At 32.6% G+C, this 13,309-nt stretch carries 14 protein-coding genes; 3 read left to right on the top strand and 11 right to left on the bottom strand.

Going from position 1 to position 13,309, the window contains the following annotated elements; all coding sequences use genetic code 11:
• The first annotated feature begins 7 nt into the window (after window positions 1–7).
• On the top strand, window positions 8–199 hold the full coding sequence (locus QLS71_RS11385) for a hypothetical protein (protein WP_308993380.1): 192 nt from the start codon (window positions 8–10) through the stop codon (window positions 197–199).
• A 23-nt stretch (window positions 200–222) separates the two neighbouring features.
• Here QLS71_RS11385 and QLS71_RS11380 read toward each other — a convergent pair whose 3' ends face one another.
• From QLS71_RS11380 to QLS71_RS11370, 3 genes are all read right to left on the bottom strand, one after another.
• Window positions 223–777 (bottom strand): hypothetical protein, encoded by a 555-nt coding sequence (locus QLS71_RS11380; protein WP_308993379.1) that lies wholly within the window; start codon window positions 775–777, stop codon window positions 223–225.
• Window positions 778–817: 40 nt separating this feature from the next.
• Complete coding sequence (locus tag QLS71_RS11375) at window positions 818–2,200, bottom strand: M20/M25/M40 family metallo-hydrolase (RefSeq protein ID WP_308993378.1); 1,383 nt, start codon at window positions 2,198–2,200, stop codon at window positions 818–820.
• 89 nt (window positions 2,201–2,289) lie between these two features.
• Window positions 2,290–3,156: a PPK2 family polyphosphate kinase gene (locus QLS71_RS11370; RefSeq protein ID WP_308993377.1), complete on the bottom strand. Its 867-nt coding sequence runs from the start codon at window positions 3,154–3,156 to the stop codon at window positions 2,290–2,292.
• A gap of 130 nt (window positions 3,157–3,286) precedes the next feature.
• Between QLS71_RS11370 and QLS71_RS11365 the strand changes: the two genes are divergently transcribed.
• The gene (locus QLS71_RS11365) at window positions 3,287–4,024 is read left to right on the top strand and encodes a hypothetical protein (RefSeq protein ID WP_308993376.1); all 738 of its coding nucleotides are present in this window, start codon (window positions 3,287–3,289) and stop codon (window positions 4,022–4,024) included.
• Between the two features lie 52 nt (window positions 4,025–4,076).
• Here the strand turns inward: QLS71_RS11365 and QLS71_RS11360 are convergent, their stop codons facing one another.
• From QLS71_RS11360 to QLS71_RS11335, 6 genes are all read right to left on the bottom strand, one after another.
• Window positions 4,077–5,240: a sigma-54 dependent transcriptional regulator gene (locus tag QLS71_RS11360; RefSeq protein ID WP_308993375.1), complete on the bottom strand. Its 1,164-nt coding sequence runs from the start codon at window positions 5,238–5,240 to the stop codon at window positions 4,077–4,079.
• Window positions 5,241–5,320: 80 nt separating this feature from the next.
• Complete coding sequence (locus QLS71_RS11355) at window positions 5,321–6,259, bottom strand: mechanosensitive ion channel domain-containing protein (protein WP_308993374.1); 939 nt, start codon at window positions 6,257–6,259, stop codon at window positions 5,321–5,323.
• A gap of 2 nt (window positions 6,260–6,261) precedes the next feature.
• Window positions 6,262–7,566, bottom strand: a complete 1,305-nt coding sequence (locus QLS71_RS11350; protein WP_308993373.1) for an ABC transporter permease — start codon at window positions 7,564–7,566, stop codon at window positions 6,262–6,264.
• Window position 7,567: 1 nt separating this feature from the next.
• Window positions 7,568–8,497 carry an ABC transporter ATP-binding protein gene (locus QLS71_RS11345; RefSeq protein WP_308993372.1) on the bottom strand — a complete coding sequence of 310 codons (930 nt, stop codon included), beginning with the start codon at window positions 8,495–8,497 and terminating at the stop codon, window positions 7,568–7,570.
• A 337-nt stretch (window positions 8,498–8,834) separates the two neighbouring features.
• Window positions 8,835–9,959 (bottom strand): molecular chaperone DnaJ, encoded by a 1,125-nt coding sequence (dnaJ, locus tag QLS71_RS11340; RefSeq protein ID WP_308993371.1) that lies wholly within the window; start codon window positions 9,957–9,959, stop codon window positions 8,835–8,837.
• 49 nt (window positions 9,960–10,008) lie between these two features.
• On the bottom strand, window positions 10,009–10,560 hold the full coding sequence (locus tag QLS71_RS11335; protein WP_308993370.1) for a nucleotide exchange factor GrpE: 552 nt from the start codon (window positions 10,558–10,560) through the stop codon (window positions 10,009–10,011).
• Between the two features lie 288 nt (window positions 10,561–10,848).
• Between QLS71_RS11335 and QLS71_RS11330 the strand changes: the two genes are divergently transcribed.
• Entirely contained in the window at window positions 10,849–11,019 is a 171-nt protein-coding gene (locus QLS71_RS11330; RefSeq protein ID WP_308993369.1) for a hypothetical protein, read from the top strand.
• Between the two features lie 313 nt (window positions 11,020–11,332).
• Here the strand turns inward: QLS71_RS11330 and QLS71_RS11325 are convergent, their stop codons facing one another.
• Both QLS71_RS11325 and mnmD read right to left on the bottom strand, forming a co-directional pair.
• Window positions 11,333–12,238 (bottom strand): TIGR01777 family oxidoreductase, encoded by a 906-nt coding sequence (locus tag QLS71_RS11325; protein ID WP_308993368.1) that lies wholly within the window; start codon window positions 12,236–12,238, stop codon window positions 11,333–11,335.
• A 372-nt stretch (window positions 12,239–12,610) separates the two neighbouring features.
• The gene (gene mnmD / locus QLS71_RS11320) at window positions 12,611–13,309 is read right to left on the bottom strand and encodes a tRNA (5-methylaminomethyl-2-thiouridine)(34)-methyltransferase MnmD (protein WP_308993075.1); all 699 of its coding nucleotides are present in this window, start codon (window positions 13,307–13,309) and stop codon (window positions 12,611–12,613) included.

Here is a 13,309-nt window from a genome sequence, read left to right as displayed (position 1 = left end):
ATGTTAAATGTTAAGTGACAGACAATCATTAATACTTTGCGGTGTAGTAGTGATTGGGGTTTTTATATCTGGACTTTTAGATATTTTAGATAATTACATTGTGAAAACCATATTAACTATCATTTTTTTAATGATTTTAGTAAATTTTTTCATGGTATATTCTAAATCAAAAAAGAAAAAAGAAGACAATTTAAAATAAAAATCCACTTCTAATAATAGAAATTACTTTTTAACTTTTCCACTAAACAGATTCACTTTAGAACTAAACGGGTTTCCTGAAGCGCGCCTTAATAACACTACTTGTCCGCAATGCCACAAAGCATCTGAAACAGGACCATTAATAATATTCCAGAAGGGCACTTCCGCAGCTTCTAGCTGAAAAGGAGTTTCTGTATTTCTCAAGATATCTGAAACCGCTTTAAAATTCATCAATGTTTGTTTTCGTTTTTCCTCAAATATAAGCTCAATCTTACTTGTGTTTTTATTACTATTTAGAATACTGTTTCTAATAAATTTAGACAATCCATAAATATGCTCAACAATGTCTGATGTTGCTCGTCCCGATTCATTTGGTTTATAGTTTAAATCTTCATCACGTAAACCTTCGGTGGCCCAATAATATCGAAACCCCAAACCATCAATCATTCTAGCAGCAACTGAATTTGCAGTATATACTTCATCATATTCGGGTATTTCATAATAAGGCAATACATCTTTTGTTTGTGCCATTGCAACTATAGAACTTACTAAAATAAAGACACATACAAATTGTTTCATTTAATTAGGTGTTAAGTGTTACGACTGTTCATTTTAATTGTTAATTGTTTTTCACTCCGTATTTATCAAATAAATATACCAAAGCTGTCATGGTTGCAGCACCTAATTCTAACTCGCGTTTATTAACGGCGTCAAAAGTATCGTTACTGGCGTGATGGTAATCAAAATAACGTTGAGAATCTGGTCTTAAACCAGCTAAAACATTTTTTTCTGTTTTAAGAGGCCCCACATCGGCACCACTTCCACCTTTTTCAAAATAATGAATTAAATAGGGTTTAAATAATGGTTCCCAGCTTAATACTTGATTAAAATTAGCATCGCTACAATCAAAACTAAACCCACGAGGTGAAAAGCCTCCTGCATCACTTTCTAAAGCAAATACATGCTTTTCCTTTTTTTGTTTGGCTTCTTCAGCGTATTTGTTTCCGCCACGTAATCCATTTTCTTCATTCATAAATAATACCACTCGAATACTACGTTTCGGTTTTATACCAGATTTCTTTAGCAATCTTAATACATCCATAGATTGTACTACACCAGCTCCATCATCATGAGACCCATCACCCAAATCCCAAGAATCTAAATGACCTCCAACAACCATATACTCTTCAGGAAACTCACTTCCGGTTATCTCTCCAATAACATTATAGGATTGCACATCGGCTAATTGTTTACAATTTTGTTTAAAGTAGAGTTTTATATTTTTATCAAGTAGTAACATGGTACTTAAAATTTCGGCATCATTGGTACTTATGGCCGCCGCTGGAATACGTTTTTCAACAGGCAAATCGTTGTAAGTCATACTTCCTGTATGAGGTAAATCGTCTAAACGCAAATTCATTGACCTCACAATAACAGCTATGGCACCATACTTTGAAGCTTCTATAGCTCCTTGATAACGTTGATTTACACAGCCTCCATATGCATCAAAAGTACTGATTAAATCGGTTTGCATAGGTCGGTTGTAAAACACTATTTTACCTTCAATATTCGTTTTTCCTAAAGCTTCTAATTCTTCAAAATTTTTAACTTCAACGATATGTGCTTTTATTCCTAGTGATGGGGTCGCTACCGAGCCACCTAATGCGCAAATATTTATCGTATTGGTTTTACCCGGTTCCGTTTCTAAATAAGCATATTCTTTAGCACCCCGAACCCATTTTGGCACCATAACAGGTTGTAACCAAACTTTATCTATACCTAGAGTTTCAAGTTCCTCTTTGGTATATGCCACGGCTCTTTCGGCTCCTAAAGAACCCGATAAACGACTCCCTATTTGGTTTGATAAATGATTCAACCAATCGTAACTTTTACCATTGGTTAAAGATGTACTGTATATTTTTTTTAAAACAGCCTCATCACTTTGGGCATTTAACCCTATTGAAATAAAAAAACAGCATAATACTGTAATAGTTCTTATCATAACGTTATTTAATTTTAGGCTAAAAATAAGTTTAATTAAAGGTGAAGCCTCCAAAAGAAATCATAAAAAACTTAATAAAGCTATAAAGTTTATTCACTTTCTAACTCCTTTTTATATAATGACATATTTGCTTTTATTTTATCATCTAACTCAGGTTCTTGGATATCGGTGTATTTAGCTAATGTATCATACATAATTTTAGCTACCATGTAACGAGCAGAATCTTTATCATCTGCAGGAATGGTGTACCAAGGTGCATGTGGTTTTGATGTTCTGTTAATAGCATCTTCATAGCAAGATTGGTAGTTATCCCACAGTTTTCGTTCTTTTAAATCGCCTGGAGAAAATTTCCAATTTTTCTCTTGTTTATCTAAACGACGAAGCAACCTGTATTTTTGTTCTTCTTTTGAAAGATGTAAAAAGAATTTGAAAATAATGGTACCATTTTCTGTAATATGCTTTTCAAAATTATTTATTTGTTCAAAACGGGTATCCCAAAAAGCGTCGTTGATATTATCTACAGTATTTACTGTTGGAATGTTTTCACCTAAAACATATTCAGGGTGTACGCGTGTTACTAATACATTTTCATAATGCGTTCTATTAAAAACACCAAATTTTCCACGAGCGGGAAGGGCTATATAATGTCTCCATAAATAATCATGATTTAATTCTAATTCTGTAGGCACTTTAAAACTATGCACCACCACTCCTCTTGCATTAAACTCCTTAAAAACTTCCCGTATTAAACTATCTTTACCAGATGTATCCATACCCTGTAAACAAACTAATACCGCATATTTACCATGAGCATACATGGTGTCTTGGAGTTTGCCTAAATCTTTCCGTACCTCTTTAAGTTTTTTATCTGCCTTATTTATAACAACTTTTGTTTCACTATCTTTTAATGATACTGATGATGTTACTTTATATTTCTCAATTATTTTATCTTTCATGTGTAAAGTTTTGTTTAGCAACTAATATTCTATAAATATAGTAAATACCATAATTTCGACGAACTACACAGCAATGTTTAATGTTTTTGATACTTTAGCACCACGTATTTATGCATTAACCCCAATATATATGAAAAAACTTTACTTATTTTTAATTTTAATTGCTTCGTTATCTGTCAACGGACAAACAGAATGTGACGATGCCAACTATTATCTTGTCAGTGCTTATTCGCATGTGAAATCATCTTATGATGCTAATAATATTAGCCATTTAAAATATAATGCAAAAAGATCAGTTGAATCGTTAAAACTTTCAAAAGAACCATTAACTATTTGTGGTTGTGAAACCGCTATAGCACTTGCAGATAAAGCTATGATTTTATTAGCGAAAGTTGAAGCTGCTAAGACTTATGAAGATGGTCGCTTTTTTGTAAAACAAGGTAGAGATATTAGTAAAGAAAGTGTCATTGCCATTGAAAAATGCACAACAGTTACTAGTACTGAAAGCACCACAAACTCTCAAGCACTTGGCGATTTAGAAAAAGAACAGCTAAAATTAAAAGAGCAACAAGAAGCCTTAAAACTAAAAGCTGATGAAATAAAAATAAAACTAGCTGAACAAAAAGAAAAAGAATTACAACTTAAAAAAGAAACATTGATACTTAATTACAAAAGTGCCATATCTTCTAATATTAAAACCTATAATGAAACATTAAAAAGTTGTAATTGTAACGGCGAATCTATAAAAGATGTAGAGAGTCTAGAAGACACCGATTCTAAAAGTATGGAAGACATACGTATTTATTATATTAATAACCTAAAAACACTAGCTTCAAGTTATTTGTCTCAGTTAAACCTATGCAAATAAGAAGTTTACAAAAAACAAACCCTTTAAATATGATTTAAAGGGTTTATTTTTTCTATTTACTAGCAAACATTTTCACATCCTGCTCGCTTACTTCGGTTCCTCCCAAAATAATTAAACGCTCAACAACATTACGCAGTTCACGAATATTACCTGTCCATTCATAATCTTGAAGTAATTTTACAGCTTTATCTGAAAACGCTTTTACAGCTGTTCCCTGCTCTCCTGCAATTTTTTCTGTAAAATGATTCACTAATAACGGAATATCATCACGTCTATCGTTTAGTGCTGGAACTTGTATTAAAATAACAGCTAATCGGTGATATAAATCTTCACGAAACCTACCTTCTGCAATTTCTTTTTTCAAGTCTTTGTTGGTAGCCGCAACCACACGAACATTTACTTTTATATCTTTATCGCTACCCACACGCTGTATACGGCTTTCTTGTAAAGCTCGTAGCACTTTGGCTTGTGCAGGTAAGCTCATGTCGCCAATTTCATCTAAAAAAATAGTACCACTGTTAGCTGCTTCAAATTTACCAGCTCTATCTTTTACGGCACTTGTAAAAGCACCTTTCACATGCCCAAAAAGCTCACTCTCTATCAATTCACTTGGTATAGCTGCACAATTCACTTCTATCATTGGTCCGTTAGCACGTTCACTTTTTTGGTGTAACCAATGAGCTACCAACTCTTTTCCTGTACCATTTGGTCCTGTAATAAGCACCCGCGCATCGGTTTGTGCTACTTTTTCTATAATATCTTTTATATGAGAAATGGCAGCACTTTCACCAATCATTTCAAAATTTTTACTAACTTTCTTTTTAAGCAACTTATTTTCAACAACCAGTTCTTTTCTATCTAAAGCATTACGAACCGTGTTAAGTAACCTATTTAAATCAGGTGGTTTTGATATGTAATCAAAGGCTCCTAATCGCATAGTATTTACTGCTGTATCCAAATCGCCATGACCAGAGATCATAACAATAGGTATTTCTGGTTTAATCTTCTTAGTGCCTTCTAAAACTTCAACCCCGTCCAATTTTGGCATTTTGATATCGCAAAGAATTAAATCGAAATCATCATTTTTTATTTTCTCTAAACCCGCTAATCCATCTTCGGCCTCTTCTACTTCATACGATTCATTTTCTTCCGAAAGAATTTTTACAAGTACGCGTCTTATGGCAGCTTCGTCTTCTATAATTAATATTTTTGGCATTTTTTTAGATTTTAGGAAGATAGATGAAAGTCAAAAGACATCTAAATTCGAGAATTTTAATTTTTCTTTTTGTAATTATTTTAATCTTTCCCTAAATTACTATTAAGTTCAGATGGGTTTAATCTAAGACTCACACTTTGATCTGGTCTTTGAATAATATGAATATCGCGTTGCGGAAATGGGATGCTAATGTTATTTTCTCTAAACAACTTATCTATTTCAAATCTCACTTCACTTTTTATCGCATTGGCATTAAAGCTGTCGCTAATAGTAAAAACAACCTTAAAATCTAATGAGCTATCTCCAAAATTTGTAAACCGTACCGCAATATCATCTTTGTATAAAACGTCTTTATTTGAAACTGCCGCTTGAATTAACAATTTTTTCACTAATTGTACATCACTTCCATATGCAACTCCAACCTCTACACTCTCTCTAGTATCCGACCCATTTTGGGTCCAATTGTATAAACTGTTTTCTAAATACAAATGGTTAGGAATTATCAACACTTTATTATCAATAGTTACAGCTCTTGTGGTTCTTAATTTAATTTCTTCAACCCTTCCTATTTTACCATCTATTTCTATAATATCACCTACATGTACGGTTTGATCTACCAAAATAAACACTCCAGAAATAATATCTTGAAACAGTGTTTGTAATGCTAAACCAATCCCAATCATTAATGCTGCCGATGCAGCAAAAACTGCGGTTACATTTACACCAACACCATTCAGCGTTATAAGTAAAATAAGAATATATATAAGCCATCTAAAATAACCAAATACTACATTAAACTTGCCTTTATCATCGTCTGGAAGTTTTCTTGTTATTATTTTTAAAACAAATCTTAAAACTAAGGTTGTAACGAAAATAACAGTAATAATAATCAACACATCTTTTACAGAAATGCTAATGTCTTGAGTAAAATCGGCATGTTGATTAAGGAAAGCTTTTATTTCCCTCCAAATGGAATTCTTTTCTACAGCCTTTTCAACCTTTTCTAATTCTTGATACATGCTTAATATTTAATCCATTTTATCAACTCTTTGTAAGTCGGCTTTTTACCATACATTAAAATACCAACGCGGTAAATTTTAGCTGCAAACCATACAGTAAACATAAAGGTAGCAATTAATATCAATAACGACACCAATTGTTGCCATAAAGGCACTCCAAACGGAATACGCATAAGCATAACTACTGGCGATGTTAATGGTATAAACGAGAATATGGTGGACACGGCTCCATGAGGATCTTCTATGACAGTGAAAAAACCAATATAAACTGCCAAAATTAATGGCATTATTATGGGCAACATAAATTGTTGGGTATCGGTTTCGTTATCAACCGCGGCACCAATGGCAGCGTAGAACGAACTGTACAGCAAATAGCCTCCAATAAAAAATAGAATAAATGCTATAATTAAATTGGTTAAAGGTAAGTGGTAAAACGCATTGATAAAATCTTGAACCTGCATATTTAATTCGGGGTTTGCCATAGTTTGTTGCATCATATCTTGCTGCGGTGTTTGTATATTAACACCAAATAACATGGAAATCAAACTTAATAATATACCACCAATAATTAACCAAATAACAAACTGGGTAATACCAGCCAGAGAAGTTCCTATAATTTTGCCCAACATCAATTGAATTGGTTTTACCGATGAAATAATAACCTCAATAATTCTACTGGTTTTTTCTTCAATGACACTTCGCATAATCATATTGCCATAAATAATAATAAACATAAATAGCAAATACCCTGCAGCACCACCAAAAGCAAGTTTCATGACGCTATCTGTTTTTGATGTTTTTTCGCCAGCAAAACTTTCTTGAGCAATATTAACATGTATTTTAGAAGCATTAATCATAGCAACATCTACGCCATTTTCTTGAAGTTTTATTTCGGTAAGTTTATGTTCTAATTTGCTTTCTAAATCTGAAATTAATGAAAGTGAAGGGGATTCTTCTGAATAAAACTTAATATGACTTGAAACATCATCAATAGAATGCGGCTTATCCACGTGTAACAATCCTACCGAGCCTGTTTCTTTAGCCACGTTTTTAGCATCAGTAAGCGACATGTTTTCTAAAACATGATAACTTGTTCGCTCGGTATTTTCAAAAGTATTTTTAACAAATCCCGATTCGTCCAAAACAGTAATAACACGAACTTTATCATTATTTAATTGTGACAAATATGCAACTACCGAAATCAATGCTATCATTATAATGGGACTCAAAATAGTCATCACTATAAACGATTTGTTTTTAACTTTTGTTAAATATTCGCGCTTTATTATAAGTGGTAAATGGTTCATTTTATTTACTATTCATTACGGTTTGAATAAAAATATCGTTTACACTGGGTATCAATTCTACAAAATGAGACACATCGCCTTTGGAAGTTAAGAAGTTTAATAAATCGTTTGGTGAATCGCCTGCATTAAGTTTGATATTTACTTTTAAATCGTCTTCCAAAGTTTTAAAATTGGCTAATGACACATCAAATTTTTGTGATAATTCTGTTCTTAAAGCATCACTATTGGCTGTTTTTACTCCAACTTCAAATGTGTTTATTTTATACTGTCGTTTAATATTAATTAATTTCCCGTCTAAGATTTTATTCGATTTGTGAATTAAAGCAATATCGTCACACAATTCTTCAACCGACTCCATACGGTGTGTTGAAAAAATAACCGTAGCGCCTTCTTCGCGCAAACGCAAAATTTCATCTTTAATTAAATTCGCATTAATGGGGTCAAAACCCGAAAAAGGTTCATCAAAAATTAACAACTTTGGCTGATGCAATACCGTGACTACAAACTGTATTTTTTGTGCCATGCCTTTTGATAATTCTTGAATTTTCTTGTTCCACCAATCACCAATTTCTAAGCGGTCGAACCAATACTTTAAACGCTCTTTTGCTTCTGTCTTACTCAGCCCTTTTAATTGTGCTAAATACAATGCTTGTTCACCCACTTTCATCGATTTATACAAACCGCGTTCTTCGGGTAAATACCCAATATCTTTTATGTGCGACGCATTAAGCAAAGCCCCGTCCAAATGTACAGTACCAGAATCTGGCATGGTAATTTGATTGATAATGCGTATTAAAGTTGTTTTCCCCGCTCCATTAGGACCTAATAACCCAAAAATACTGCCTTTAGGAACCGAAATAGATGCATTATTAAGGGCTTTAAAGTCTCCAAAATTTTTAGAAACTTGGTTAACTTCTAATAAGTTACTCATGTGTGTTTTCAATTGACTTGTAGAGTGTAAAGATATTAAATGTTAAAGCAGAAGTTTAATGCTTTAGAAATAATTTATTTTTTTTTAAATTAATACTGCAATTAGCAGGTACAAATGCCCCTTTCAATGGCGATCCGTTTACAAATTATTATAAAAACAAAACCCACCCTTAAAAAAGATTAAGGATGGGAAAAAAATTGCTATGAAAAAGAAAAATATCACTAAAATAAATTAGTGATAAACCAAATATATGTTTTTTTTTCTAAAAACTCTTAAAACTAAACAGGAACTTTAAAAAAAAATAATCGATTACTTTGAATTTATTTTACCGTTTATATTATGAAAACATATCTTTTACTTTTTCAAAAAAAGATTTGTCGGTACTGTCTGGTTTAGGTGTAAAATGTTCATCGTTCTGCATGGTTTCAAAAAACTCGCGCTGTTGTTTGCTTAGGGTTTTTGGAGTCCAAACATTCACATGTACTAACAAATCGCCCCTTCCATAACCATTTATACTTGGTATTCCTTTTCCGCGTAAGCGTAAAATTTTACCCGATTGTACACCAGCTTCCACTTTAATACGTACTTTTCCTGTTACAGTGTCTATTTCTTGTGAAGTTCCTAAAACAGCATCAGGGTAACTTACATACAAATCGTAATGTAAATTATCACCTTCGCGTTGTAGTTTTTCGTGTGCTTCTTCTTCTATAACCACAATAATATCACCCGAAATACCATTTCCTGGTGCATCATTTCCTTTTCCAGATACTTTAAGTTGCATCCCATCTACCACACCAGCAGGTATTTTGATTGAAACTGTTTCTTCTGCAACTTTTAACCCTTGCGCATCGGCATCAGCAGGCTTTTTATCAATGGTTTGTCCAGCGCCTCCACATACATTACATGGTGCCGATGTTTGCATTCTACCTAAAATAGTGTTTGCGATACGTGTAACTTGTCCTGAACCATGACAAGTAGAACAGGTTTTATAAGTAGTGCCTGGTGCTTGAACTTTGCGTTTTACTTTTATTTTTTTCTCAACACCATTAGCAATTTCTTCTAAAGTAAGTTTTACGCGAATACGCAAATTACTTCCTTTAACACGACGTTGGCCACCGCCTCCACCAAAACCAGAGAAGCCACCGCCTCCAAAGCCGCCGCCACCAAAAATATCACCAAATTGACTGAATATGTCGTCCATATTCATGCCACCGCCGCCATATCCACCGCCGCCATTTTCAAATGCCTGGTGTCCATATTGGTCGTAACGTGCCTTTTTGTTTTCATCACTTAAAATCTCGTAAGCTTCAGCTGCTTCTTTAAATTTAGCTTCTGCATCTTTATTATCGGGATTTTTATCGGGATGAAATTCAATTGCTTTTTTTCTGTAAGCTTTCTTTATTTCGGCAGCACTAGCACCTTTACTAATACCTAATATATCGTAATAATCTTTTTTAGCCATGTTTTATTCTACATCCTTTCCTTTGGAAAAGGCTTTTTTTAATTATTATTTATTGTCCTATTACTACTTTAGGAAAACGAATTACCTTCTCGCCCAGTTTATAACCTTTTTCAATAACATCTATAACTTTTCCTTTTAAATCGGCAGTTGGCGCAGGTATTTGCGTAATAGCTTCATGGTTATCGGCATTAAATGCTTCCCCTTTTTCAACAGCTACTATTTTAAGCCCTTTTTGCTCTAGTGTGCTTACCAATTTATTGTAAATTAATAACACCCCTTTACGTAAAGCCTCTGCTTCTTTATCGTCGTCAATATGACTTAATGCGCGTTCAAAATCATCTAAAACTGGCAATAAGGTTTTCATAACGTCTTCACTCGCCGTCGAAAATAGCTCCATACGCTCTTTTGAGGTACGGCGCTTATAATTTTCAAACTCGGCAAATAAACGTAAAAACTTATCTTTTTCTTGTTTTAATTCACTTTGAAGTTTTTCTTCAACCGTTTGTTCTTCAACAACCTGATCTTCAACTTCAACCGCTTCGCTTTGCAAAGTATCAAGCTGCTCTTTTTCTATATCGTTTGCTTTATCTTTTTTACTCATTGCTGTATTTCATGTGTTTAATTTACTGTTTTTTAATTGACACATGCTGTTCGCTAATAATAATTTCCTTTGACGATATTATTTTTAGGACGCTCGTTTCAATTTTATATAAATACTTAAATTGGTTGGCAAAAGTACTGCCATTATTGTAAAAATGTCATAATGTCATTAAAATGTTTTAAGATTTGGATTTTGGGTTGTTGAATTTATGGGAAATAAATTATAGATTTATTCAAGACCTGATGAAATTTATTGAAATAAAATTTTATCTTGGAGTTAAAGTGTATTATGATGATAAAAATTGCTGAAATAAATGAACTTAAAAACGGAAAAAAGAATATTGTATTCTTTGAATTAGGAATTTATAAAACACTAAAAGAAAAATTGGGATTTAAATTTACCAAAATTGATAAAAAAGGATATTATTTAAAATACAAACTTCCAACAATTAAGAGATAGTTTTCATAAGTATCTTAATCAAGAGTTAAATAATTTAGACGTATCCGAGAAAATTGATTTTGAAATTTTCATGAATGCTTATTATAAAAAATCACCTGTGAAAAACGGAAATTTTTGTCGAGAATATTTAAGTTTCAATTTTGAATTGACAGAAAAAAATCTTGAAATAATCAAAAAAACTACAAATGAATATTAGTGAAATTGTGATATATAGTATTTACGGATTAATATTTGATTTAATTTGAGTGATTTCGTTATCCAAATTTAAAATTTTGCTGGCAAGCCTTTAAAATCATATTCTAATGGATAATGATTACCCAAGCAAATCCTCCAAAGCAGGTTGTAAATGGTGGTATTCAAAATAAAAACCTTTCTTTTCTGTTTTTTTAGAACTAACCCGCTGGCTATCAAATAACAAAGTAGACATGTCACCCAAAACTAGTTTCATTAAAGACCTCGGTATTTTAGGTAAAAACAACGGTTTATCTAAAGTATTTGCTATGGTTTTTATGAGTTCTTGATTTGTTACGGGATTTGGTGCTACCGCATTATAAACACCTTTTAATTGATGCTTTAATACATATAGAAATAGTTGTGCTAAATCGTTAATATGTATCCACGATTGCCATTGCTTGCCGTCTCCAAAAGCTGCTCCTACTCCATATTTAATAGGTTTAATCATTTCTTTCAGCGCACCTCCTTTATTGGATAATACTAAACCTATTCTAATTTTAGATACTGTAATATTTAAACTTGAAAAAACATCTACTTCATGCTCCCAAACTTGTACCACATTACTTAAGAATGAATTATCAAAATCTTTGAAAGTTTCGTCGTAATAATTAATTAAAGAATCTGGGTAAACCCCAATAGCACTTGCCGAAATAACTTGCTTAATTGTGTGATCAATTGTTTTTAAACTATTAACTAATAGTTGAGTTGTTTCTTTTCGGCTTGAAATAATTTCTTTTTTGTAAGCTGAAGTCCAACGTTTTGAAACCGTAGCACCTGCTAAATGAATGATTGCATGGACACCCTTAAAACAATCCATATCAATTTCTTGTTGTTTGGGGTTCCAATAAAAACCTTGCGTTTTCTCCGATTGGTTTAATTTAGATTTACTTGTTGTTAAATAATTTACCGCAATATTTTCTTTATGACAAAGTTTTACAATCTCTTGCCCAATAAGTCCCGTCGCCCCTGTTATTAAAACTCGCATTTTATTTTTTATTTAAAGTTACGAAACGAAGTAGCTATTGTCTATGATTTTGTATTAGGTTTAACAAAACAATTGATAATTGATAATTGATAATTGATAATTGATAATTGATAATTGATAATTGATAATTGATAATTGATAATTGATAATTGATAATTGATAATTGATAATTGATAATTGATAATTGATAATTGATAATTGATAATGCAAAACTAAAAATCTCATAAATAAGCATAGTCAATAAGCAAATACTTGAGAAGCTCCAAAAAACAAAGATTATTTAATAACACGTAACATTTGGCTAACACCGAATACTTAGGGTCGTCTGGTCACTCTTAGCACTTAGCTCATTTTTATTTGAGTCGCTAAATGTTATACTTTTTTGGAAGCGCGTAACATTTCACGTTTACCTGGTGGGCCAGGAAGTTTTTCAACTTTAAAACCTACAGCTTGCATAGCACGACGCACACTACCTTTTGCGGCATAGGTTACTAACACGCCATTTTCTTTTAGAGCGTCATACATTTTTTCAAAGATGGTTTCTGTCCAGAGTTCGGGTTGTACACGCGCACCAAAGGCATCAAAATAAATGAGGTTGTATAAATTTTTATCTATAATTTCTGAAAAAAAACGATTTTGTTTGGTAAGCGAAAAATTATTTGAAACCGCATGTTTTTCTTCCCAAGAAACTTCATGCATCATTTTAAAAAGTAACTCTTTAGCTCCTGCTTTTAATTGAGCGGGATAGTTGAGTTGTGAAATTTCATCGCTTAAAACGGGGTAGCCTTCAATACCAACATAATTAATACCAACACCTAATTTTTCGGCTTCAAGTAAGGTTATAAAAGCGTTTAAACCCGTACCGAAACCTATTTCTAGAATTGAAATATTTTGGAGAAGCCCTGAAACAAGTTTAGAATGACGTTCGCTACAAAAGTGATTCAAGCCATGCTTAATAAACACATGGTATGCCTCTTGAATCGCACCGTGTTTAGAATGGTATTGTTCGTCCCATTCTGGTAAGTGAATGGTTGACGAACCATCTGCTGTTATAACAACTTTTCTTTCCAA

It is taken from the genome of Mariniflexile litorale (assembly GCF_031128465.2).
Lineage (GTDB): Bacteria > Bacteroidota > Bacteroidia > Flavobacteriales > Flavobacteriaceae > Mariniflexile > Mariniflexile litorale.
Note: the sequence above shows the minus strand (reverse complement) of the source record. Positions and strands in the feature narration are given on the sequence as shown.

Excerpts from the sequence above, each read along its gene's own strand:
- QLS71_RS11325 (WP_308993368.1), bottom strand. The coding sequence starts at position 12,238 with ATGCGAGTTTTAATAACAGGGGCGACGGGACTTATTGGGCAAGAGATT.
- QLS71_RS11355 (WP_308993374.1), bottom strand. The coding sequence starts at position 6,259 with ATGTATCAAGAATTAGAAAAGGTTGAAAAGGCTGTAGAAAAGAATTCC.
- QLS71_RS11365 (WP_308993376.1), top strand. The coding sequence starts at position 3,287 with ATGAAAAAACTTTACTTATTTTTAATTTTAATTGCTTCGTTATCTGTC.
- QLS71_RS11360 (WP_308993375.1), bottom strand. The coding sequence starts at position 5,240 with ATGCCAAAAATATTAATTATAGAAGACGAAGCTGCCATAAGACGCGTA.
- dnaJ (WP_308993371.1), bottom strand. The coding sequence starts at position 9,959 with ATGGCTAAAAAAGATTATTACGATATATTAGGTATTAGTAAAGGTGCT.
- QLS71_RS11330 (WP_308993369.1), top strand. The coding sequence starts at position 10,849 with ATGATGATAAAAATTGCTGAAATAAATGAACTTAAAAACGGAAAAAAG.
- QLS71_RS11370 (WP_308993377.1), bottom strand. The coding sequence starts at position 3,156 with ATGAAAGATAAAATAATTGAGAAATATAAAGTAACATCATCAGTATCA.
- QLS71_RS11345 (WP_308993372.1), bottom strand. The coding sequence starts at position 8,497 with ATGAGTAACTTATTAGAAGTTAACCAAGTTTCTAAAAATTTTGGAGAC.
- QLS71_RS11380 (WP_308993379.1), bottom strand. The coding sequence starts at position 777 with ATGAAACAATTTGTATGTGTCTTTATTTTAGTAAGTTCTATAGTTGCA.
- QLS71_RS11385 (WP_308993380.1), top strand. The coding sequence starts at position 8 with ATGTTAAGTGACAGACAATCATTAATACTTTGCGGTGTAGTAGTGATT.
- QLS71_RS11375 (WP_308993378.1), bottom strand. The coding sequence starts at position 2,200 with ATGATAAGAACTATTACAGTATTATGCTGTTTTTTTATTTCAATAGGG.
- QLS71_RS11335 (WP_308993370.1), bottom strand. The coding sequence starts at position 10,560 with ATGAGTAAAAAAGATAAAGCAAACGATATAGAAAAAGAGCAGCTTGAT.
- QLS71_RS11350 (WP_308993373.1), bottom strand. The coding sequence starts at position 7,566 with ATGAACCATTTACCACTTATAATAAAGCGCGAATATTTAACAAAAGTT.